Annotated in this window: 15 protein-coding genes; 11 read left to right on the plus strand and 4 right to left on the minus strand. The window is 48.8% G+C overall.

The genetic code is table 11. The features are described 5' to 3' along the window. Positions 1-206: 206 nt before the first annotated feature. The 4 genes from ACKWCC_RS13750 to ACKWCC_RS13765 form a co-directional block, all read right to left on the minus strand. Positions 207-1,331, minus strand: a complete 1,125-nt coding sequence (locus ACKWCC_RS13750) for an alkaline phosphatase family protein (RefSeq protein ID WP_413996525.1) — start codon at positions 1,329-1,331, stop codon at positions 207-209. 356 nt (positions 1,332-1,687) lie between these two features. Next, entirely contained in the window at positions 1,688-2,326 is a 639-nt protein-coding gene (locus tag ACKWCC_RS13755) for an HAD family hydrolase (RefSeq protein WP_413996526.1), read from the minus strand. 63 nt (positions 2,327-2,389) lie between these two features. Further along, positions 2,390-4,195 carry a PA14 domain-containing protein gene (locus ACKWCC_RS13760; RefSeq protein ID WP_413996527.1) on the minus strand — a complete coding sequence of 602 codons (1,806 nt, stop codon included), beginning with the start codon at positions 4,193-4,195 and terminating at the stop codon, positions 2,390-2,392. Between the two features lie 196 nt (positions 4,196-4,391). Further along, complete coding sequence (locus ACKWCC_RS13765; RefSeq protein WP_413996528.1) at positions 4,392-6,182, minus strand: alkaline phosphatase; 1,791 nt, start codon at positions 6,180-6,182, stop codon at positions 4,392-4,394. Between the two features lie 335 nt (positions 6,183-6,517). Here ACKWCC_RS13765 and ACKWCC_RS13770 point away from each other — a divergent pair, with 335 nt between their 5' ends. From ACKWCC_RS13770 to ACKWCC_RS13820, 11 genes are all read left to right on the plus strand, one after another. After that, on the plus strand, positions 6,518-9,490 hold the full coding sequence (locus tag ACKWCC_RS13770) for a SusC/RagA family TonB-linked outer membrane protein (protein ID WP_413996529.1): 2,973 nt from the start codon (positions 6,518-6,520) through the stop codon (positions 9,488-9,490). A 16-nt stretch (positions 9,491-9,506) separates the two neighbouring features. Next, positions 9,507-11,252, plus strand: coding sequence for a RagB/SusD family nutrient uptake outer membrane protein (locus ACKWCC_RS13775; protein WP_413996530.1), 1,746 nt, complete (start codon positions 9,507-9,509; stop codon positions 11,250-11,252). A gap of 251 nt (positions 11,253-11,503) precedes the next feature. Then, the gene (locus ACKWCC_RS13780; RefSeq protein ID WP_413996531.1) at positions 11,504-13,819 is read left to right on the plus strand and encodes a GH92 family glycosyl hydrolase; all 2,316 of its coding nucleotides are present in this window, start codon (positions 11,504-11,506) and stop codon (positions 13,817-13,819) included. Between the two features lie 262 nt (positions 13,820-14,081). Then, positions 14,082-15,122, plus strand: a complete 1,041-nt coding sequence (locus ACKWCC_RS13785) for a LacI family DNA-binding transcriptional regulator (protein ID WP_413996532.1) — start codon at positions 14,082-14,084, stop codon at positions 15,120-15,122. A 127-nt stretch (positions 15,123-15,249) separates the two neighbouring features. After that, positions 15,250-16,203 (plus strand): class II fructose-bisphosphate aldolase, encoded by a 954-nt coding sequence (locus tag ACKWCC_RS13790; RefSeq protein WP_413996533.1) that lies wholly within the window; start codon positions 15,250-15,252, stop codon positions 16,201-16,203. Then, positions 16,200-17,075 (plus strand): 5-deoxy-glucuronate isomerase, encoded by an 876-nt coding sequence (gene iolB, locus ACKWCC_RS13795; protein ID WP_413996534.1) that lies wholly within the window; start codon positions 16,200-16,202, stop codon positions 17,073-17,075. The genes ACKWCC_RS13790 and iolB overlap by 4 nt, the downstream gene beginning before the upstream one ends. Positions 17,076-17,079: 4 nt before the next feature. Beyond that, complete coding sequence (iolC, locus tag ACKWCC_RS13800; protein WP_413996535.1) at positions 17,080-18,093, plus strand: 5-dehydro-2-deoxygluconokinase; 1,014 nt, start codon at positions 17,080-17,082, stop codon at positions 18,091-18,093. A 15-nt stretch (positions 18,094-18,108) separates the two neighbouring features. Next, positions 18,109-19,968 (plus strand): 3D-(3,5/4)-trihydroxycyclohexane-1,2-dione acylhydrolase (decyclizing), encoded by a 1,860-nt coding sequence (gene iolD, locus ACKWCC_RS13805; protein ID WP_413996536.1) that lies wholly within the window; start codon positions 18,109-18,111, stop codon positions 19,966-19,968. 9 nt (positions 19,969-19,977) lie between these two features. Further along, positions 19,978-21,573, plus strand: coding sequence for a solute:sodium symporter family transporter (locus ACKWCC_RS13810; RefSeq protein ID WP_413996537.1), 1,596 nt, complete (start codon positions 19,978-19,980; stop codon positions 21,571-21,573). Between the two features lie 19 nt (positions 21,574-21,592). Continuing rightward, positions 21,593-23,068, plus strand: coding sequence for a CoA-acylating methylmalonate-semialdehyde dehydrogenase (locus ACKWCC_RS13815; RefSeq protein ID WP_413996538.1), 1,476 nt, complete (start codon positions 21,593-21,595; stop codon positions 23,066-23,068). Between the two features lie 9 nt (positions 23,069-23,077). Continuing rightward, positions 23,078-23,983 carry a TIM barrel protein gene (locus ACKWCC_RS13820; protein ID WP_413996539.1) on the plus strand — a complete coding sequence of 302 codons (906 nt, stop codon included), beginning with the start codon at positions 23,078-23,080 and terminating at the stop codon, positions 23,981-23,983. Position 23,984 lies beyond the last annotated feature (1 nt).

Genomic DNA, 23,984 nt, shown 5'->3' on the forward strand with positions numbered 1-23,984 from the left:
CTTTTGAAAAGGACCTTGAACTTACACCATTTTTGCCAAAATTGCAAATCATCCAGGGCAATTGTTCGCCCGCGCCGGGGACGGCGCGGCATCCCCGGGGCACGGCCAACGGCCAAGGCCCCCAAGAGCCCGATACGCCCCAACGGCGCCGTTGCAACGCAACTGATTTTTTGAAGGTGCCGCCCATACCGGTTTGTTGGCATGGATTATCTATATTGAACAAAATCCAGCGCCGTGCCCATCTCCACCGTATTGGCATGAACACCCAATAACTTTAGCACCGTGGCCGCAATTTGATCGGCGTGGTACTGGCCGGCATCGGTCACCTCTCCCCTTGCCTCCACACCCTTTCCGAATGCCATTATCCAAATCTGGCCGGCCCCCTCTATGTTGTCTCCGTGGTGCTGCCAAGTATCCAGTGGAACGGTGCCCCTGCCGTGATCGGTGGTAATGATAAAGGTGGTCTGGTCTTTATAGAAGGGATCTGTCTGTACAAATTCCCAAAGCTGACCAATGAACTGGTCTGTTGTGCTTGCGGATTCCAAATAGGCCTGGTAATTTCCGTTATGGGCAAAGTCGTCGGTTTCCCCGTAGGCAATGTAGGTCAAATGGGGCCTGTGCTTTTTCATTCCCTCCAAGGCATAGCCATGGGTAAAGGCATCAAACCTAACGGAGCCCCACAACTTGGGTATGGTGGGCTGCAACTCATTGAGCACCCGTTCTTTTTCCGTGAGGGGCTCCTTGGCCAAATCATATCCGGCATTGACCGGAATCCCTGAACGCTCCCGGTTGATGATGTAAGGGAAGACGTCCCAACTACCAAAGGCAAGCACCTTCCCCTTATGGCGCACACTGTTGTTCACCATTTCCAAAACGGTGCGGTTTGGGTTGTTGATTTTATCATTGCTGGTAATGTTGGCATCATCTGCCCTGCCGGTAAGGATTTCATTATATCCCGGGTAGGAGAACCACTGTCGGTTGGTCAAATCCACCTTATTCCCGTGGTCCCGGTTCCCATAGAGCTGCCCCATACGGGCAACCTCCCCCCAAACAAAGGGAAACAAGACCTTTCTGCGCTCCGTGGCAGTTGCCCTCCAGTAACGTTGGTGCAATGCTTCCGCATCATTTACATATTCCTTATTGGCCACCAACAGGGAATCCGCGCCCGAGAACAGCTCTTGCCACCGGAGACCATCCAAAGTGATCAGCACCACCTTTTGATCGCCATTGGCCTGGCCCAGGCCATTGACCCAAATTAATAGGAAACACCAAAACAATATCAGAAATACAGGCCCATTGGTTCCGTTCACTCTTGCTCCATAATTTTTCATCTGTTGCTATTTATTTGTTTTTTAAGGTAAGACCTGCCCGTTCCGGTTCAGGCGGGTGTCATTCGCCAATCAACATTTCGGTTGGTATCCAGCATTGTTATGGCTCATTTCACATCTTTATATTTATTTTAATTATTTGGAAATAAGCTAATTGAAAAATTGAGCGCCCCGCAGTTCCGGGACAACCGCGACGCTCTCGTGTTAAAATTTTAAACATCGCCCCTTGCGACGTGATTTTTAAAATTTCTTAACGCCCGTTTCATCCATTTTCCATTTAAAGTGCTTGTACCCCTTAAATGGTTAAGCCAAACGCTGATGACCGCAAACAACAATTGGCACTTTTGGGCGATTCTTGATCATCTGATCAAGTTAACCAGTTCTTGCATTTCTGTAAAAACAACAACGCCATTTTCCAAGTCTTTCTGTTTGTTGCCGGCTCCGGGCAAAAAGTGGAAAACATCAAAACCACCTTTTACCGCGGCCTGCACCCCAAGAGGGCTATCCTCGACCACGGCGCAATCTTCGGGGGCAAAACCCATGACCTTGGCGGCATGCAAAAAAATATCAGGTTCCGGTTTCCATTTTCCCATCTCATAACAACTGAACATCTTCCCTTGGAAATGATGGGCCAACCGCACGGTCTCCAAATTTCGCTCTATTTTCTCAATGGGACCGCTGGAGGCCACACAATACGGTACCTGTAACTGCCTTAGCACCGTATGGATTCCGGGAATTGGCCGCAGCTCAAGATCAAAGGCCTTGAACGTCCTCTTTCTATATTCAACCTCAAAATCGGAAGGCAACTCCCCGTTGCAGCGTTTGCCAAGATCCGCCATGATATCATTGAAGGACCTGCCCAAAAATTGCGCCGTGGCAAACTCAAAACTTAAATGTACACCCAACTCGGCGGCCATTTGCACCAGCACTTTGGTGGTTAGGTGCTCGCTGTCCACCAAAACGCCATCACAATCAAAAATGATACATTTATACCTCATTGTTTTCCTTCTCTTGGGCCACCAGCGGATTGGCCCTTATTATTGCAAACGAATCTGGGAATTTTAGGGCTTTTGGTGCCACAAAGGAACGGGCCTTTTCCCCATCTCCCCGCTGGAGTAGTGCAGTTCCAGGGCCTCGTGCAAAAAATCCTCAAAGTAGTCTATGTGTATGGGATGAAATCCTTTTTTCAGCGCAATGGACCCCTCTTTTGTCTTGGCACTGTGCGAGCCGTCGTTGTCCAAAAACAACTTGTCATGGACATAAAGCTTGCTCCCGTCGTCTGATTTCAAATAAAAGGTATAGACTCCCGTCTTGGGGATTTCAACATAACCGGCATATTGGATGGCGTAATGATCTAACCGCTCCCCGATCTTATCTGGACTTAGATCGGTCACGAAACCTGTTTTCTTGGGCACCAAACCTTTAAAATCGGGCACTGAGTCAAAAGTATCCTCATAGTAAGCGTACGCAAGACCTTTTCTTGGTTGTTTTACCTTGGTGCCCGCTGTTGGCTTCACTTTCTCATAAAGGACCTCCACTGCTTCACTTTCAAAGCCCTCTCCATCGATCAACTTTGCCATTACAGCAGTACTTTGGACTATGTCAAAGGAGGTTGAGCGGGTGCTGGAACCGGTATTGGGTTTAGCACCGTTCAAGGTATAGTTTAAGGAAAAACCTGTGTATGGATGCTCTATGGCCACCGTCATCTCCTTTAAAAAGATGTTTTGCTCGGTCATGGAAATGAGCGGTGTGGTGTTTTGAAGTTCAATGATCTCGGTACCGGAAAGGGCAAAATCCGGTTCTGTGAACGAATTGTGATACCCCATTTCCCATTGCAGCTCCAAGGGGTCCCAGCGATCTGCAACACCATCTTCCAATGGTCTTGTCTTAATGGTGAGTTGCTTGGAACTTTGGGCCGGCACCTCAATTTCAAAAAAAGAGGAATCCATGGCCACTTGATGATGATGGTAGGCTTGGGCCCTGAAATGTATGGGTCTATCTGCACTGTTCTGAAGCAATAACACTACCTTTCTCTCTTCGGCCTTGCTCAAAACCAAGGGTTTCAAGTCCGCTGTTTCAATCAAGGAGTTGGCCAGCCCCTTGTTGGCCACATTACTGACGTCATGCTCCAAGATTCCGGAAAGGGCCAAGTTGGCCAATTTTGGCCCCGAATCTGTCATTGTGATCCAACCTATATGATCGAACTCCCCAAATTTTGCCCCACGCAATTGGCTGCCACCACCGGTAGTTCCCAGTACGTAGTGGTTTTGATCGTTCCTTACCTCCTGCATAAAACGGTGGGTATGCCCCGCGAACACGGTGTAATCACGACCTTGCAATGCTTCTTCAACCTCACTGAACCCATTTGCCTCTCCGTACACCCATAATGGGTGATGCATAAAGATCATGGTCCAGCGCACCTCAGTATGTTTGGAAATGATTTCTTTTAAAAACTGGATCTGACCTTCTCCCATGAGCACTCCATCCCCGTCATTACTGTTCAAGATCAAAAAGAGCACATCCTTATACAAAAAATGGTAAAAATCCCTTCCATAACGATTTTTCCATTGCTTGGCCATTACCTCATTGGAATAGTCATGATTCCCAGCCACGTAAAAGAACCTTGTTTCCAAAGAATCCAGGATGCCGTGGAATTCTTCCCATTGTTGGTCAATAATACGTTCATCCTTGCTGTAGCCCTCAATTAAATCGCCAACACTGATTACAAATTCCGGATAGAGGGTGTTTATTTTTTTGAGGGCACTGCCAAACACCCCTTTACGGTGGCCCCCGGTGCGGTCACTGACCACGGCGAACTGAAAGTTTTCCGGATTATTATAAAAAGGTTTGTTGGTCCAAGGCTTCACACTGTCTTTGAGGCTGTGGGTGAAAGGGTCTGCTTGAACCTGACCCCATAAAAAGCTATGGGTTACCAATAGCAGTAAAACCAAAAAGATGGTTTCAACCTTACAGAAAAAGCCTTTGCCATTACGGGAACTGTATGGCTTTTTTTTCCTTTTTATCGAAGTGATCGCATGAATAACAATTCCATGATGTTCCATCTTAATCCAGGTTTAACACTTTTAGAATTTTATCAAAAATGGAATAGTTGTCATATACCCCCATAAATTCGTGCGATCTGGGGCCATAGGCAAATATGGGCACCATGACCCCTGTATGGTCTTCCGTGGTAAAGTCACCTTCGATCACGCCTTGCTCCATATTTCCCTGTGGTATGGTAAAACCGCCGGTTTCGTGATCGGCGGTAACGATGACCAAGGTGTTTTCTGTGGCATCGGCATATTTTACGGCCTCGGTTATGGCACGGTCAAAATCAATGCCCTCGGAAACAATGCCCCCGACGTCATTAAAGTGACCATACGTATCTATCTTGGAAGCTTCCACCACCAAAAAGAAAGGACTCTTTTTACTTTTTAAATAAGCCAGTCCGCTTTTTGTGGCTTCGGCCAGAACGGGGCCTCGGCCCGAAAGAACGCTTGGCACGCCACCATAGGCAAAAAAATGGGCCACCCGCTCCCCGGTTTGTCTGGCCACCGCTTCGCGCTGCCTTTCCACGGTAAACCCTTTATTGGAGAGTTCCTTGGCCAAGCTTTCCGTTCCGCCACCTATTAAGAGGTTGAGCTTGCTGTTCAATAAATCGTCCTGTATTCCTTCTGTATCGGCACGATCTTTTCTGTGCGCATAAAAGGCAGACGGGGTTGCCCCGGTAAGGTCATCTGTAGTGATCACCCCGGTAACGAACCCTATGTCGTAAAGGATTTCCGTAAGGTTCTTTACCGATCGCCCTGCCGCATTGACCCCCAGGGCCCTGTTGTTCGTTTTCACCCCAGTTGCCAAAGCCGAAGCTGCGGCCGCGGAATCCGTGGTGAAATCATCGGCGGATTGCGTTTTGAGCAGGCCAAGGCTTTTAAATTGGGTAAGGGTCAATTTTCCTCCATTGGCCAAAACAGCGGCACTTATCTGTGCGAGTCCGTTGCCATCTCCAACCAGCAAAATGATGTTTTCCACCTCCGTTTCTTTTCCATCATTCTTATAATGTGGCACATATACCTCAGAGACCTGTTCGTTCTTGTGCACCCTAAGCGCTAGAGTGTTCAAGTATGCCGTACAGGCATAGGGCATGTCCGTATTGACAAAATCGACCCCAAGATCAACCATGGCCTTCCAGGCCGTCTTGCTGTCTGGCACCGCCCAGAAACGAAATGGCTTGCCATGGGCATGGGCTTTCCGGATCACATTGCTTATGGTTTCATGGTCTTTGGCGGTTAACCTTCCTTTACCGTTCCAAGTCGTGAACTTTTTAAAATTGAGGCTTATCAGGGCCACCTTGTTCCATGAAACGTGGTTCTCGGGTTCGTTGAGGCTCTGGTGGTCAAAGGCTATAAAATCCGGATAGTTCACATAATCTGTCATCTTGGGCCTATTCCCCGAAATTACCACGGTTATGGAATCGTCCTCCACGATACGGGGGTATTGTTCAAGAACCGCCACCAACCTTTGCATGGTGCTGTACGGTTCCGTCTTGATGTCCACCAGAAGTTGCAGGGACCTCCCATTTTCCAATTGTAGTGACTTCATCTTGACCAAGGGGTCCAGATAAAGGCTCTGCAAGGTTCGCTCCGTGCGTATGTGCTCCTCGTCATGGGCCACGTAAAGCACATCCTGCTTTAAAATGACATCTATTTCAATGGAATGGACGCCATTGGCATAAGCGCCCCAAAACGGAACGGGCTGCAAATAGTCATTATGGGAATGCACCTTGAAAGACTGCCCAAACAGCATTTGGGTACCAAAGCACCCCAAAAGGAGAAAATAATGGAAGACTCGCATCATCACTTTTTATTAAGATTTTGCAATTGGCATTCCCAGTCATTGCACAAACCATTTCATTCCAATAAAATGGTACGGGAACACGCTTTTCAAGATTACGAAAAAACCGGTGCCCATTGATCGGTACAGCGTGCAGCACCCTTTTTTTTGGTCGCTTGGAAAAAGTATGGCCTAAGATATGGATATTCCTAAACCCTAGGTTTTCAAAACATTAAATATAAATGAACCGAACGTAAACCAATGCAAACCTTTGCATTGGGTTTTAAGGCCAAACAAATGAAAACATCATAAATTTATTGTTATTTAGGTGTTGTATTAACGACTATAAACCGCCAACTATGAGAAAAATGAAATTATTGTTGATGTTTTGCTTCTTAGGGATGGTTTCGTTCTCCTGGGCCCAAACCACTGTTACGGGCAAGGTCACGGATGAGCTAAACGCACCCCTGCCGGGAGCAAGTGTTCTGGAAATTGGAACCACCAATGGTACCACGACCGATTTTGATGGAAACTTTACCCTTGAAGTGGCCAATATGGATGCCGTGCTTGAAATATCGTACATCGGTTTTTCCACGGTCGAAGTGCCCCTTAACGGACAAACCAACCTTAGCGTACAATTAAGGGAAGACGCCACGCAACTGGAGGACGTTGTGGTGGTGGGTTATGGTATCCAAAAAAAATCGGATATCACGGGGTCCATTGCCTCCATTAAAAGTGAGGATTTCAACAAAGGGGTTGTTGCCAATCCGGGCCAGCTTCTTCAAGGAAAGCTGGCAGGCGTCAATGTAACCAACGTGAGTGGTGAGCCCGGTGCTTCCCAAAACATCATCATTAGGGGTGTGGGCAGCTTACGATCTGGTACAACACCGCTTTTCGTGGTGGATGGCTTTGTCATTGACAATGCCAGTACAGGGGTGGCCAACAACCCGCTGAATTTCATCAACCCCCAAGACATAGCCTCCATGGACGTGCTTAAGGATGCTTCGGCCACGGCCATCTACGGGGCAAGGGCGGCCAACGGCGTAATTGTCATCACCACCAAAAAGGGAAAATCGGGCAAGGCAGAAATGAACCTCAACGTTTCAACCGCCTTTTCCACCATTGCCAATCCCATGGACGTGTTCTCTGCCAGTGAATTTAGAGAACAGGTAACCGCGTTGGGAGGCAATCTCTTTGACAGAGGGGCCAACGTGGACTGGCAAGATGAACTTACCCAAACGGGTGTTTCCCAAAACGTGAATTTCTCGATGAGCGGCGGGGCCAGTGAAAAATTCTCTTACTTTGTATCCACCGGGTACGATGACCAGCAAGGTACTTTTGAAAACAGTTCCTTGAAACGTTATTCTGGGAGGGTAAACCTTACCCAGAAAGCGTTACAGGGAAGGTTCAATGTGGATTTGAATCTCACCGCGTCCAGAACCTTGAACGAACGGCCAGATGCAGGTGCCAATGTAGTGGACATGCTTTCGCTGAACCCCACCTTTCCTCCCCTTACAGGTGGCGAACCCAGTTTTTTTGATGAACAACTGAACCCTTTGGTGCGTAACCGGATATATAAGGATGAGGCCGTTAGCAACCGTATCTTGGCCAACATTCTGCCCTCGTATGAAATCCTGAAGGGCCTTACCTATAAGGTAAACCTGGGCATAGATTATGTGAGCACAAACAGGGATGTGCAACGTTCTCCCTTTGATCTCATCGAAGGCTTTGAATTTGGCTTCCTGAACACCTTTGCCACCATAAACAGCAACACCTTGGTAGAAAACACCCTTACCTATACCTTTGATACCGGAGACCATAATGTGACCTTGCTTGGAGGGCATTCTTACCAAATTACCACCTTTGAACAAAAGAGGTTTGACCTCGAGGGCTTTGCCAACAATGGCATAGAGCCACGATACCAAGACCAAATAAGCTCGGATGTTTTCCCCACTACCTTGACCTCAGTGGCCTTTGAGAATGAGCTGCAGTCCTTTTTTGGCCGGGTAAATTATGGATATGCCGATAAGTATTTGGTCACGGCGACAATGCGGGCAGATGGCAGTTCCAGGTTCGGGGAAAACAATAAATATGGTTATTTTCCCTCTGTGGCCCTGGGCTGGAACATTAGCAAAGAAGGTTTTATGGGCGAAAACAATATTTTCAACAACCTAAAATTAAGGGCCAGTTGGGGCCAGACCGGAAACCAGGATGGTATTCCCAGCAAAGTAAGCCTGGCCAGTTTTGTAGATTCCAGGGCAGACAACGATACCTATCCCCTGTCCGGCAATGAGGTTTCCCTGGCAGACTATCCCTTTGGGACGGTTCCCGTTAGGACGGCATTCCCAGATCTTCAGTGGGAAGTAACCACACAGACCAACATTGGGTTGGATTTTGCACTGCTCCAAAACAAGCTAACCGGTACCTTGGACTACTTTAACAAGGTGGCCAGTGATGTGGTCCTCTTTGCCAATAGAGTTGATCCCATACAGCCCACCGAAAAAATATGGACCAACATTCCAGACCTGCAGATCAGGAATACCGGTGTGGAACTGGCATTGGACTACCGGGGCAGCTTTACGGATGACTTCACCTTTAACATAGGGGGCAATATCTCTTACACGGACAACAGGGTGGAAAATTCCCGCTTTGCGGTGATCACCACGGGAGCCGCACAGGGGGCGGGACAAACGGGGGCCACCATAAATGGATACATTAACGATGAACCTATTGGCTCGTTTTTTATGAAGGATTTCTTGGGCATAGGAGATGACGGAAGAAATGAGTTTAGGGATGTGGTTCCAGATGGGGAGTCCTTGGACAATGACAGAATAGTCGCGGGAACCGCCCTGCCCAACACCCTATATGCCTTTTATTTCAAATTTGCCTATAAAGATTTTGATTTGGGCGTTAACTTTAACGGTGTTTCCGGAAACCAGATTTACAACCATACTGCCATGAGCTTGTTTTCAAGGGGCCAATTGGCCAGAAGCCTCAACACCACAGACTTCGCCATTCAGTTTCCCAATGAGGACAACACCAACTCCAACGAGGTTTCCACAAGGTATTTGGAAAATGGCAGTTTCCTTAGGCTAAACAACGCCACCTTGGGCTATACCCTGAATCCCGCGAAAATTGGCCTGGAAGACTGGATAAACAATTTCCGCTTAACGGTAACGGGGCAGAATCTGTTCGTGATAACGGATTATTCGGGCTTTGACCCCGAAGTGAACACGGGAAATGAAACCGATGGTATCCAAACCTTTGGCATAGACCGTTTTACCTACCCCTCGCCAAGGACCCTACTGATCGGTTTAAACGTTTCTTTTTAAATATTAAAAATATTGTATGATGAGAAATAGAATTTTAATTTACGTACTGGGATTCGCATCCATTCTATATACCGGGTGTACAGATTTACAGGAAGTAAGGCTGGACGAGGCCGAATTTGGCGCGGAGGCCGAAGTGGTCAGTGGTGCCATTGCTCCAGCCTATGGCTATGTTTCATGGGTTTGGAGACACACCAACTACTACGGACTTCAACTGATTCCCTCCGATGAGGCCATATTGCCATACCGTGGCGGTCAGGATTGGTTTGATGGGGGCAAGTACATAGCCACCCACCAACACAGCTTTACCCCCACCAACGATTTGATTGGTGACGGCTGGAACGAAGTGACGACAAACATATCCAGAACGCTATCCGCCTTGGAAGTGCTAAGGCCGTTGGCGGAGCAAGGAGACAGCGAGGCGCTGTCCGCCCTTCACGAAATGATCGCCCTAAGGGCTTATTTGAACATGTTGATGCTGGACAGCTGGGGGCTGGTGCTCAGAAAGGAGTCCTCGAGCGAACTATCGGAGGTTTTGCGCGGGTCCGATGCCATGGACTACATACAAAGTGAACTGCTTTCCGTGGTGGATGTCATAAACACCGATAGGGGGCCGGGAAGGTTGACCCAAGCTGCGGTTTGGGGCCTATTGGCAAGGTTGCACCTGAACGCTGCCGTTTACAGAGATCCATATGGCACCCCCAATTTTACCCAAGAAGATATGAATGCGGTTATCCAATATACGGACAACATCATCAATTCGGGCAGTTTTAGCCTCTCGCCGGAATATTTTGACCTGTTCAATGACGACAACAACAGCAACCCAGAGCTGATCTTTGCACTGGATCAAAGGGGGCAGCTGCGACGCGAACACAGCCGTTGGGCCTATTGGTCCATTTCGGGCGATATGTTTCCAAGACCTGAATTTCCGAGCGCGGACGGCACGGATGGCCCTGCTTTTCCACCAGATTTCTTCCAGCACTGGGTAGATGCCTACGGCGATGTGGACCCAGCAGAGGCAGATGCCCGATTTTTTCAAAGAAATACCATAGTTCCAGAGGAACTACAGGATTTAACCGGACTATCCCCATTGAATGACGAAGACCATTTCTATTGTATGGTACCGGAGGAATTTGAAATGGACCGTGGCGTTCTACGAGGTATTAAATGGGGGCCCAGAAAAGGAGATGATGGAGCTTTTATAACCTGTGATGGTGGGGTAAGAATCTACCCCCTACAGTTAAGGACAGGAAACAGCCCCGCCCGTGATGTGGGGTACATAGACCATACCCTGGAGATAGACTTCAGCACGGAGGGCTCCTATCACAATACAGGGTACCGGTGCGCCAAGTACCAATTTAGCCGAACCTCGCCCAACGGAACCAATTTTAGCAGCGTGGACCTGGTCTTGATGCGCCTGGCCGAAATATACCTGATGCGCGCAGAGGCCAAGTTGCGCAATGGGGACACGGCAGGAGCCCTTGCAGACGTTAACACGGTGAGGGCCAGCAGAACGGCAAGACCAGAACAGACACCTCCCCCACTTGCATCCATAGATTTGGAAATCATGTTGCGAGAGCGCGGTTTTGAACTCTACTGGGAAGGCTTTAGAAGAACCGACCAAATACGCTTTGGCACCTATGAGGATTCATGGACCGAAAAAACAAGTTCCGATGTAAATAAAAGGCTCTTTCCCATTCCGCAGAGCGCCGTGGATGCTGCATCTGGCATAGATGGTTTTCTAGAGCAAAACCAAGGTTATTGAAAAGTTGTTAGTTTGAGTTAGTTTTGAGCAGGGGCAAGCCGTATTTTTGAGCTTGCCCCTGATCATTGTGATTTGTGCCCAACCGCACAAAGAATCCCCATTTTTCCCAGTTCAAGAGAATGAAGACATCATGACCGTTGCCCAATTGAACATCCCAAAAAAAATGCCGTCCAGAGGCCTTGTCTTCCCATCTCCCTGAACCACCACCCCTGGGGCGCTATGTACCAGAGCCCAGGATAAAAAGCAACGCAATGAAAAATAAGAAGACCATTTGCAAAAAAACGGCCATTACCATCTTGATCGCTGTCCTGGGACTTTCATGCAAAACGGAAAAAGAAAGGCCTGCCATAACGGAAAACGAAACGAACTACGTAGATTTTGTTTATCCGCAAATAGACACGGAGCACAGCCGGTGGTTCTTGTTTTCCTCTGCCTGTAGGCCATTTGGTATGGTAAACTTGAGCCCGGATACCGAAATAGACGGCGCCTGGGGCAGTGGTTACCGTTACAAAACGGACACCATCAAAGGGTTTAGCCACGTTCACGGCTGGCAGATTTCCGGGCTTTCCGTTATGCCAGTGGCCCTGGACCGGCCAGACCCCAACAGCATATTCGGGGATTTTTACTCCAAATTTTCGCATGACAGGGAAGAGGTTGCCCCAGGGTACCACTCCGTCTTTTTGGAAAGATATGGCATACAGGCAGAACTGACCAGCTCCAAGAGAGTGGGGCTGCACCGCTACTCTTTTACCAAAGATGGCGAAGGTGGCATCCTGATAAACTTAAACGGACCGTTGGGGCCCAGTGCCACCCAGAACGGCAAATTGCAACAAATGGATGATCGGACCCTAACGGGCAGTTTGGAGATGGCCCCAACCCATAGGCGGCCAAAGCCCTTTCAATTGTTTTTCCATATCCGTTTCAATACGGACATAGCATCCATTTCCGAGGACAAAAGTACTGGCAATTACCTCATAAAAATGCCTCCAAAAACCCAACAAGTATTGATGAAAGTTGGCCTTTCTTACACTTCCATTGAAAATGCCGCCAACAACAGTCTGGCGGAAATGGAACACTGGGACTTTGATCGGGTGGTAAAAGACTCCAAAAGCGAATGGAACAAGCTATTGGGCAGGATCGAGGTAACTGGCGGTACAGATAAGCAAAAGCGCAGGTTCTATACCGATCTTTGGCATGCCCTGCAAGGCAGAAGGACCCTCAATGACATCAATGGCGCCTATCCGGACAATACCGGGGAAACCTTCAGGATAGGCCAACTGCCCCTTGATGAAAACGGAAGACCGGTTTTTAACCATTACAACTCAGATTCCTTTTGGGGAGCGCAGTGGACTTTGAACACCCTATGGGGATTGGTGTATCCGGACATTATGGAAGAATTTGTCCATTCTTTGATGCAATACCACAAAGATGGCGGCTTGGTGCCAAGGGGACCCTCTGGCGGAAACTATACCTATGTGATGACGGGGGCATCCTCCACGCCGTTCGTTGTGAGCGCCATTCAGAAAGGAATTATAAGGAACAACCTGGATTCCATCTACCAGGCCCTAAAAAAGAACCATATGCCCGGTGGCATCATGGAAAGGGCGGGATATGAGCACCGAACACAATTGGGCGGTGGTCTGGGGCATTACCTGGAAAAGGGATACGTGCCCTACCCCATTCCGGAAGGCAAGTTTGGCGGTCACCAAGATGGGGCAAGCCTTACCCTGGAATATGCCTACCAAGATTGGACCCTAGCACAATTGGCCAAAAAACTGGACAAAGAGGACGATCACCAATACTTTCTGGAACGTTCGGCAAATTACAAAAATGTCTATGATGAAACCTCGGGCTGGATGCGTCCAAAAGATGTGGATGGCACATGGCAGGCCAATTTTGACCCCTATCTTCACGAAAATGGATTCAATGAGAGCAATGGTGCACAGGCAACTTGGTTTGTTCCGCATGACATTGAGGGGCTTGCCCAATTGATGGGAGGAAAGGAACTGGCCGTAGAAAAATTGAACGGACAGTTTCTAGAAGCAGAGAAACTGGGCTTCACCTCCGGCACCTCGCACGCCGTGGAACTACATCCGGAATACAGCCGTATTCCCATAAACTATGGCAACCAACCGTCCATACAGACCGCCTACGTCTTCCACGCCCTGGACAGACCGGATCTCTCCCAACTCTGGTCCAGGAAGGTGGTGGACCAAGTGTTCAGTGGCCTACATCCGGGAACGGGTTATAATGGCGATGAAGACCAAGGCTTAATGGGCAGTTTGGCCGTTTTAATGAAAATAGGCCTGTTTCAGTTGAACGGGGGCACCGAAAATGACCCCAAGTACCAGGTGGGAAACCCCATTTTTAATGAGATAAAGATCAAGTTGCACCCAAAGTACCACAATGGCCAGATGTTCACCATAAAAAATGAACGGGCCAATGGGGACGGCCACATTGTTCAAGAAATACTGCTTAACGGCAAAAAAATGGACAATTTGGAAATATCCCACTCCAATATAGTGAACGGAGGTGAACTGCAGTTAAAGGGAAAAGACCAATATTAGCTTCTTCCCCCTACCAGGGGGCATACGATAGTGGGGCAAAAAAGGTGCAAAAAAACCTGGTTCCCTGCCCCCTGCCATGACGGAGCAAGGTGTTTCGGGCCGGAAGGGCACTTTATGGCATCCATATCTCCGCGTACACCGGACAAGGAAGGTTCATTGTTTTTTTGTAATTTTCTTACACTTTGGGCAAAGGCCCGCAAGGTGACCGAACATACCGGCCCAAAGGCAGTACCGTTGCGTTTTTTAACGAAAATGATGTGAAATGAAAAAAAGAAGGGTCACCATAACGGATATCGCACGCCAGCTCAATGTTGCGCCCTCCACGGTATCAAGGGCCTTGAACAACCATCCCGCCTTGCGAAAGGAGACCAAGGAAAAAGTTAGGGAACTCGCGGAAAAGCTGGGTTATGAACCCAATTTAATGGCTTTGTCCCTACTGAGAAAAAAGTCGAACACCATAGGCGTGATCGTTCCCGAAATCACCAGTCATTTTTTTTCTGCCATCATTACGGGCATACAGGACATCGTTGCCAACTCCGAGTACAATATCATGATATGCCTCTCCAATGAATCCTACGAAGAGGAATGTGTGATCGTTAAAAAATTGCTTAAAATGCAGGTCGATGCCGTATTGGTTTCCCCCACCTCCCAGACGGAGACCTTCGATCATTTTAGAACCCTAAACAACAACAACATACCGGTGATCGTGTTTGACAGGGACTGCCCGGGGTTTGAAGCGGACAAAGTGTTGGTGGATGACTACAGCGGCGCATTTCAGGCCGTGGAATATTTGATAGCCTCCGGTTGCACCCAAATAGCGCATCTTGGAGGGCCATTGAACCTGAGCACCACCAAACACCGTTTACAAGGGTACCTGGACGCCCTTGAAAACGCCAATATGCCCATAATTAAGGAACATATTGCCCACGTAAAGGGTTTTTCCACCAATGATGGCCTTAAGCCCACAAAGAAACTGTTGCACTCCAAATGTGTTCCGGACGCCATTTTCGCAATGAACGATAGCATTGCCATTTCGGCCATGCACATTGCCCGCAAGATGGGGCTTGAAATACCCGGGGACCTCTCCATTGTGGGCTTTGACGATGAACCAAATTCGGCATATTTCAGGCCCAGTCTATCCACGGTCTGGCAGCCCGTTTACAGCATAGGCATGCTATCTGCCCGCATTGCACTGAAACGTTTAAAAAGCAACGGTATGGAACATTCACCTTTTAGGATGGAAATTTTTAAACCAGAGCTTGTGGTCAGGGACTCATCCAGAAAGATCGAAACCAAAAAATAGAAAAGTGCTCGCCACGGGACCGTGCAAAGGTTTGCATTGTTTTTGGGCCATAATGCTTTAGTTCATAAAGTTTTTGTTGTTTTTTTATAGATGGCAGTCTGTTTTTGCCAGTTCCAAATAAAGGCCAATGATCATTTTGCCCAAGAACCTTTTTGAAGACTGTTATGGCCGTTATGCCATTGCGGCGGTGAATGTGTTCACCATGGAGCAGATCCACGGACTGTTCAGGGCCGGCTCCAAGGCAAACGCACCGTTTTTGGTGCAAATAACCCCCGTGGCCAGGAATTATGCACATGCATCCATGCTCATCGCCATGATCAAAGCGGCATCAAAAATATATCCAAAAGCAGTATATGCCATACATCTGGACCACGGCAATGAGGAACACGCCTTGAGTGCCATTGCCTCCAATGATTACCAATCTGTCATGATAGACGCCTCCCACGAAGATTATGAGACCAATGTAAAAAAGACGAGTTACATTGTACGGGAGGCACACCGCAAAAATATTTTTGTGGAAGCGGAACTAGGGGTTCTAAGTGGTGTGGAAGACGAAATTTCAATAGCTGAAAAGGACGCCCGTTACACCAGTCCGCAAGAAGTGCATGATTTTGTGGGCCGCACAAAGTGCAACAGCCTTGCCGTGGCGGTCGGAACCAGCCACGGGGCCTATAAATTCAGTTCGGGACAGGGCATCCAATTTAACATCTTAAAGGAGATACAGGCCAAACTTCCGGGTTTCCCCATAGTGCTGCACGGGGGTTCTGCTGTGAACAAAACAGAAGTGGCACGCATAAACAAGGCAAATGGAGCCATCCGTGCAGATGCCTCAGGGGTTGCACCGGAAGAAATCGTGAAATCCATAGCCTATGGTGTCTGCAAAATAAACATTGCCACGGACACCCGTTTGCTGTGGGCGCGCGTACACCGCGAATTTTTCAGGGACAGCCCGGAACTCTTTGATCCCATTGTTCCCGGCAACACCTATATGGAGGCTTACGAAGCCTTTATGCTGAAAAAATTTGACCTTCTGAAGGCCACCGGCAAAGTGGCTTCCCTATTAAAAAAAACAAAACTATGAGCTCTGAATCACCCTTACTGGTAAAACCAAAAAAAGACACTGCCATCTACCATAGCATCACTCCAGAAACGGCGCAGTGGAACTACCTCTCCTTTGAGGCCAGAAGCATGGCGAAGGATGACGTCTGGGAGCACGACACCCAAGACCATGAGCTGGTCATAGTCCTGCTCAGCGGAAATTTCAGGGTAAGCAGCCCCAAGGGGCATTGGACAACCACCAACGGCCGCACCAATGTTTTCAATGGCATTGCGCACACCCTATACCTACCCAGAAACACTGAGTTTACCCTTACCGCCCTTAGCCAAACCCTGGACATTGCCTACGGTTGGTGCAAGGCAGACAAAGATTTTAAGCCAAAGTTTGTGACACCGGAAGAGACACCTGTGGTTATTTTTGGCGGGGACAATGCCACAAGACAGTTCAATGACCTGGTTCCGCCTGGATTTGGTTGCCAGAGCATTGTGGTCAGGGAAGTCTATACCCCTTCGGGGAATTGGAGCTCCTTTCCCGCCCATAAACATGACGAACGCATCCTGGCAGATGATGGCACCGTTCTGGAGCCCATACAGGAAGAAACATATTTTTATAAATTTCAAAAACCGGAGGCCTACGCCATTCAGCAAGTGTACACCAAAGATGGCAGCCTGGATGAAATTGTGAGGCCACGGCACAACGATGTGGTCATGATTCCCAGAGGTTTTCATCCGGTGGTTGCCGAACACGGCTTTCATTGCTATTACCTTAATTTTTTGGCGGGAACGGACCAGTGCTTGGCCAATACCACGGACCCGGACCACGAATGGATCTATGGGTCATGGAGCTCCAAGGACAATAGGCTGCCATTGGTAACCGCAAAAATGAACAAACACTAGGGAGATGGGAAAAGAAAAATTAGATGTCATCACCTTTGGGCGATCTTCAATAGACCTGTATTCACAGGATATTGGCAGCCCCTTTAACGACATTTCTGGTTTCGATGCGTTTGTGGGGGGATCTCCCCTGAACATAGCGGTGGGCTGCGCAAGATTGGGCCTTAACGCAAGTTTGCTCACCGCTGTGGGCAATGACAAGGTGGGGGAATTTATTTTGAACTTTCTCAACAAAGAAGGAGTGAACACACAGTACATTCCAAAAAAGCCCTCGGCAAGAAGCAGCGCAGTGGTCTTGGGCATTGAGCCACCGGACAAATTTCCTTTGGTCTATTACCGGGACAATGCGGCAGACAGCCAAGTAAACATAGATGACGTGGATGCCGCACACATTCCAGATCATCGCGTTTTGCTCATAAACGGTACCGCCCTGAACATGGAACCTTCCAGAAGCGCTACCTTTTATGCTGCGGAAATAGCCCAAAAAAGCAATGTGGATGTAGTACTGGATTTGGATTTTAGGGCAGACCAATGGCATGATTACCGTGCCTTTGGCATTACCGTGAGGGCGGTCTTGCCCAAAGTAAAAATAGCCATTGGAACGGAAGAGGAAATCTTGGCGGCCACTATGGAGCATGCTTCCCAGGTGACCATTACGCACCAACAGATCTCCGCCCCAACCATTTCGGGAGACATTGATGCATCCATAAAAAGCCTGCTCTCCTCGGGCATTGAAACGCTTATCGTAAAACGGGGAAAGGACGGGGCCAGTGTGCATCAAAAAGATGGTAGCGTTGGGCATGTGCCCGGTTTTCCGGTAGAGGTGCTCAATATACTTGGCGCTGGAGATGCCTTTGCCAGCGGCTTCCTGTATGGCTTATTGCAAGGATGGGATTTGGAAAAAGCCTGTAGAATGGGCAATGCCAGCGGGGCCCATGTCGTGACCCAAAAAGGGTGTGCCAATTTCATGCCCTCTCTGGAACAGTCCTTGGCCTTCATTGAAAGAAACGGTGGATTTTAACTTTTATCGATACAAATGAAAACGAAAAGACTTACCGTGGCACAAGCCACCATCCAATACCTAAAAAACCAATATGTGGAGCGCGATGGCGAACAACAGCAGTTTTTCGCAGGATGTTTCGGTATTTTGGGACACGGCAACGTTGCGGGCATTGGCCAAGCCCTGCACCAAGCCCCTGACTTTCCTTTTTTCGTGTTCAGGAACGAACAGGCCATGGTGCACACAGCTGCTGCCTATGCCAAGGTAAAAAACAGACTTCAGACCTTTGTCTGTACCTCTTCCATTGGCCCCGGGGCCACCAACATGCCCACTGCCGCGGCCGCGGCCACCATAAACAGGATTCCCGTACTGCTCATTCCCGGTGATATTTTTGCAACACGGCAGGTGGCACCCGTTTTACAACAGTTGGAGTCTTCGCAGACACAGGATGTTTCCGTGAACGATTGTTTCAAACCCGTTTCCAAATACTGGGATCGCATCAACAGACCGGAACAGTTGATCACTGCGCTCCCGGAGGTGATGCGGGTGCTTACCTCCCCTGCCAACACGGGTGCGGTTACCCTTAGCATTCCGCAGGACGTGCAGGCCGAAGCCTTTGATTTCCCCTTGGCCATGTTTCAAAAGAAAGTATGGCACATTGGCCGCACCTTACCGGATAGTGGTCTGTTGCAAAAAGCCATACTGCAAATCAAAAACAGCAAAAAACCCCTGATCATTGCCGGGGGCGGGGTAATCTACAGCGGCGCCACGCAAACCCTGAAACAGTTGGTGGAACAAACTGGCATCCCCGTTACCGAAACCTTTGCCGGAAAAGGAGCTCTTGATCATGACAACCCCAACAACCTGGGTGCCGCGGGCGTCACGGGGACCCCGGGATCTATAGCCATGGCAAAAGATGCAGATGTTGTGATAGGCATAGGAACGCGCTACAGTGATTTTACCACCATAAGCAAATCTGCCTTTCAAAATCCAGAGGTAAGCTTCATCAACATCAACATCACCGAATTCGATTCCCACAAGCATGGGGCCGTGCCCTTGGTGGGCGATGCCAAGGCGATTCTTGAACGAATGCACAAGGAGCTGACCAACTTTAAGGTCAATGAGGCCTATCGGAAAAAAGTGGCGGAACTCAATGCCTCATGGGACCGGTACGTATCTGAGGTTTATGAGGAAAAAAATGAGGTCCCCGCTTTTCAGGGAGAGGTCATTGGTGCGGTGAACCAATTCTCGGACCCCAATGACATCATGATCTGTGCGGCGGGAAGCCTGCCCGGCGACCTGCATAAATTATGGCGCACCAAAAATCCCAAGGGATTCCATTTGGAGTATGGCTATTCCTGTATGGGCTACGAAATAGCGGGTGGCCTGGGCGCAAAAATGGCCCAACCCAAAAGTGAGGTGTACGTCTTGGTCGGAGACGGAAGCTATTTGATGATGGCACAGGAAATCGTTACCTCCATCCAAGAAAAACAAAAGCTCACCATAGTACTTTTAAACAATGATGGTTATGCCAGTATCGGCGGGCTTTCGGCCTCTCTTGGAAGCGAAGGCTTTGGTACGTATTACCGCTATCGCAACCAAGGCACCAACCAATTGGACGGGGACATCCTGCCCATAGATTATGCGGCAAACGCCGCCAGTATGGGGGCCCATGTGATCAAGGCCAAAAATGTGAGCGAACTGAAATCCGCACTGGCAGAGGCCAAGACCATTGAGCGTACCGTGCTGATCTATATTGAAACCGATCGTGAGGAAAGGGTCCCAGGATTTGCCTGGTGGGATGTTGCCGTTGCGCAAGTTTCGGAAAAGGAAGGTGTAAGAAAATCCCATAAAGCCTATCTTGAGAACAAAAAGACCCAAAGACACTATTTATAAACCCTGACCATGAGCACTGATCTTACGATCATTATTGCCTCTTTTGTCGCCTTCACGGCGGCTGTGGCCTTTTTTACCTGGTACAGCCTGCGCAAAACCAATTTGGGCTCTTCCAAAGGGTATTTCTTGGGTGGTAGAAGCTTAACCGGCACGGTCATAGCCGGTTCCATGCTGCTTACCAATATTTCCTCGGAACATTTAATAGGCATGAACGGCAACTCATACGTAAACGGGTTCATTGTCATAGCCTGGGAAGTGACCTCTTCCATTGCCCTGGTCATCGCTGCCCTATTTTTTGTGCCGAAATATTTAAAAATGGGACTCACCACCATTCCCCAATTTTTGGAGAACCGCTTTGATGGGGCCACGAGGACCATCGTTTCGGCGGTGCTCATCTTTTCCTTTGTGGTTACCCTTTTGCCCATTGTACTTTACTCTGGGGCATTGGGCATAGAAAGCCTTTTTGGCGTTTCTGAAGTTTTGGGCCTGAGCCAGACCCAAGGCCTCTGGACCACCATTGTCATCATTGGTTGCATTGGTTCGGTTTATGCCATTTTTGGTGGCCTAAAGGCCGTAGCCTACTCAGATACCATTAACGGAATAGGGCTGCTCCTCGGAGGGCTCCTCATCCCCATCTTGGCCCTGATGGCCATTGGGGACAATAATATCGTCACCGGCTTGGTGAAAGTGTACGAATACGCACCGGAAAAGTTCAACGTGATCGGCGCTCCGGGCTCCGTACTGCCCTTTGAGGTGCTCTTCACCGGGCTTATCATAAACCAATTGTATTTCTGGGGAATGAACCAGGCCATAATACAAAGGGCCTTGGGCGCAAAAAACCTGAAAGAAGCACAAAAGGGACTTTTGCTCACCGGACTGTTCAAAATTTTGATTCCCCTGGTCATCATACTGCCAGGGGTCATATGCTATTACTATTTTCAGGAAACCTTTTATGACAAGCAAGATGCCGTATATCCAGAATTGGTAAAACAGGTACTTCCGGTATGGCTCATCGGTTTTTTTGCCGCGGTGATCATGGGGGCCGTATTGAGCACGTTTAATTCCGTCCTCAACTCCGTGGCCACCCTTTTTAGCGTTGACATCGTGAAAAAACACCTCAGCAAGGACATGGCAGATACCAAGCTGGTACGGATTGGGAAGGCGACATCGGCCGTGTTGGCCATAGTGTCCATACTTGCCGCCCCCTTGGTGGCAAACGCACCAGATGGCCTTTACCAGCTGTTGCAAGAACTAAACGGTATTTTTTTCATCCCCATAGCCTCCATTTTATTGGCCGGTTTTTTTATGAAAAAAGTCTCGGCGACCGGCGCAAAGGCGGCCTTGTTCTTCGGGCTTGCCTTTTACATCTTTATGACCTGGGGCTACACCGGTCACGGTATTCATTTTGTGCATCTTTGGGGAATGGAGTTTGTACTTAACGTAATCATTATGTACGGTGTCTCCCATTTTTTTCCAAGGCAGAACATCTATGAAATGAAGGATGTGGGAGCCGTGAACCTAGCGCCCTGGAAATACACCAAGGCCATGTCCATTGGCCTTTGTGCGGCCACCCTACTGATCTATATTCTTTTGGGCACTAATTAAAAACCTAAAACAAGAACTAATGAACGTATTGAAAAATTATATCAATGGAACCTGGCAACAAAGCGGGGCTACGGAGTCGCTTAACGTGGTAAATCCAGCCAACCAGAACGTACTGGCCAAAGTTCCCTTTGGACCAGAAACAATGAAGGATGTCCAGAGCGCAGTGCAATCGGCCCAAAGCGCCTATCTGGAATGGCGCAATGTTCCGGTCATGAAACGGGTTCAGGTATTGTACCATTTAAAGTCCCTCCTCGAAAAAAACAAAGAGGAATTGGCACGGATCATTACACAAGAATCGGGCAAGACCAAGGGAGAATCCTTTGGGGAAATCCAGCGGGCCATAGAAAACGTTGAGGTGGCCTGTGGCACCCCCATGCTCATGGCCGGGGACGTCATTGAAGACATTGCCACGGGAATCGATGAAATGATGGTAAGGCAGCCCCTTGGCGTTACCGCCTGCATTACCCCCTTCAATTTTCCCAGTATGATCGTATTTTGGTTTTTGCCGTACGCCATTGCCACTGGCAACGCCTTTATCGTGAAACCCTCTGAAAAGGTGCCCTTGACGATGGTGAAACTTTTTGAACTCTTCCACGAGCTGGACCTTCCCAAAGGCCTTTTGAGCATGGTGCACGGAGGAAAGGATACTGTTGATGCCCTTTTGGACCACGAACAAATAAAGGCGATCAGCTTTGTTGGCAGCACGCCGGTGGCCAGGTATATCTATGCCAGGGGAACGGCCAATGGAAAAAGGGTTCAGGCCCAAGGAGGCGCCAAAAACCCTATTGTGATCCTTCCCGATGCAGATATTGAAATGTCCACAAAAATAATTGCAGATTCCGTTTATGGCTGTGCCGGACAGCGATGCCTGGCCGCCTCTACCGTAATTACGGTGAACGATGGCAAGGGCGAGGTGAAAGATGCACTCTACGAAAGCGTAAAATCAAGAACAACGGGATATGGATGGGACAACGGCACCGATATGGGGCCCGTGATCACCCCGGAAAGCAAAAAACGCATTGAAGGATTGATACAAAAAGGATTGGACGAAGGCGCCAACCTGCTCATTGATGGCCGGAATGCCAAAGTTTCAGGTTACGAAAAAGGAAATTTCATTGCGCCCACCATTTTGGAAAATGTGGCAACCGACAGGGAATTGATCCGCACCGAGATATTTGGGCCGGTCATGAGCCTATTGGCCATGCAAACCGTAGATGAGGCCCTTTCCTTTGTAAATAGCGGAAACTATGGCAATATGGCCTGCCTCTTCACCGGCAGTGGTGCCAGTGCGCGCAGGTTCCGAAACGAAGCCGATGCGGGCAACATTGGCATCAATATAGGTGTGGCGGCGCCTATGGCCCAGTTTCCGTTCAGTGGTTGGAAAGACAGTTTTTTTGGCGACCTACACGGCCAAGGCAAACACGCCATAGAGTTTTTTACGCAGACCAAGGTCATCATAGAAAGATGGCCCAACATATGGTCCCGCAAATTTTAAGAGCACAATATGATCAAAATAGCAAACGCGCCCTGTTCATGGGGCGCCCTGGAGTTCGATTTGGAGGAGAAAACGCAAGAGATCGGTTTTGAACAGGTCTTGGACGAAATTAAGGAAACCGGTTACATGGGCACTGAACTGGGAGATTGGGGCTATATGCCCACCAAGCCCCAGGCACTCCGGGCCGCCATAGAACAAAGAGGACTGGACCTTCTCGGAGCCTTTGTCCCGGTGGCCCTGGCCAATGGGCACAACCACCAAACGGGCACGGAAAATGCATTGAAGACAGCCAAGCTCATGCACGATGCCGGCTACAAAAAAGCGGTCATAGTGCTGGCAGATGACAACGGTACGGTTCCCGAACGCGTTAAAAACGCCGGCAGGATCACACCAGAAATGGGGTTGAACGATACCCAATGGAACGTTTATGCAAGGGGCGCTGAAACCATAGCCCGGGCCGTGAAGCAGGCCTATGGGATGCGAACGGTATTTCACCATCACTGCGGGGGCTATATTGAAACCCCTGAAGAGATAGACAAACTCCTCTCCTTAACCGACCCCGAGCTTTTGGGACTTTGTTTGGACACGGGACATTATGCCTTTGGCGGGGGCAATCCAGTAACCGCCCTAAAAAAGTATGAGGGCAGAATATGGCACGTTCATTTTAAGGACTTTGCCCCCGAAATCGCAAAAGCATCACAAGCGGCCAAGGGAGATTACTTTGACGCCATAAAACGAGGTGTTTTCTGCGAACTGGGAAAGGGTTCGGTAGATTTTAAACGTATTGTGAAACTACTAAAAGAAAGGAAGTATGCCGATTGGATCGTTGTTGAGCAAGATATCTTGCCGGGCATGGGGGAACCCAAAAAGTGTGCGGGAAGCAATAGGGAATTCATTAAATCATTAGGGCTCTAAA

Origin of the sequence: Maribacter aquimarinus (assembly GCF_047345505.1) — a bacterium.
Taxonomy (GTDB): domain Bacteria; phylum Bacteroidota; class Bacteroidia; order Flavobacteriales; family Flavobacteriaceae; genus Maribacter.

Excerpts from the sequence above, each read along its gene's own strand:
- ACKWCC_RS13750 (WP_413996525.1), bottom strand. The coding sequence starts at position 1,331 with ATGAAAAATTATGGAGCAAGAGTGAACGGAACCAATGGGCCTGTATTT.
- ACKWCC_RS13755 (WP_413996526.1), bottom strand. The coding sequence starts at position 2,326 with ATGAGGTATAAATGTATCATTTTTGATTGTGATGGCGTTTTGGTGGAC.
- ACKWCC_RS13765 (WP_413996528.1), bottom strand. The coding sequence starts at position 6,182 with ATGATGCGAGTCTTCCATTATTTTCTCCTTTTGGGGTGCTTTGGTACC.
- ACKWCC_RS13770 (WP_413996529.1), top strand. The coding sequence starts at position 6,518 with ATGAGAAAAATGAAATTATTGTTGATGTTTTGCTTCTTAGGGATGGTT.
- ACKWCC_RS13775 (WP_413996530.1), top strand. The coding sequence starts at position 9,507 with ATGATGAGAAATAGAATTTTAATTTACGTACTGGGATTCGCATCCATT.
- ACKWCC_RS13780 (WP_413996531.1), top strand. The coding sequence starts at position 11,504 with ATGAAAAATAAGAAGACCATTTGCAAAAAAACGGCCATTACCATCTTG.
- ACKWCC_RS13785 (WP_413996532.1), top strand. The coding sequence starts at position 14,082 with ATGAAAAAAAGAAGGGTCACCATAACGGATATCGCACGCCAGCTCAAT.
- ACKWCC_RS13790 (WP_413996533.1), top strand. The coding sequence starts at position 15,250 with ATGATCATTTTGCCCAAGAACCTTTTTGAAGACTGTTATGGCCGTTAT.
- iolB (WP_413996534.1), top strand. The coding sequence starts at position 16,200 with ATGAGCTCTGAATCACCCTTACTGGTAAAACCAAAAAAAGACACTGCC.
- iolC (WP_413996535.1), top strand. The coding sequence starts at position 17,080 with ATGGGAAAAGAAAAATTAGATGTCATCACCTTTGGGCGATCTTCAATA.
- iolD (WP_413996536.1), top strand. The coding sequence starts at position 18,109 with ATGAAAACGAAAAGACTTACCGTGGCACAAGCCACCATCCAATACCTA.
- ACKWCC_RS13810 (WP_413996537.1), top strand. The coding sequence starts at position 19,978 with ATGAGCACTGATCTTACGATCATTATTGCCTCTTTTGTCGCCTTCACG.
- ACKWCC_RS13815 (WP_413996538.1), top strand. The coding sequence starts at position 21,593 with ATGAACGTATTGAAAAATTATATCAATGGAACCTGGCAACAAAGCGGG.
- ACKWCC_RS13820 (WP_413996539.1), top strand. The coding sequence starts at position 23,078 with ATGATCAAAATAGCAAACGCGCCCTGTTCATGGGGCGCCCTGGAGTTC.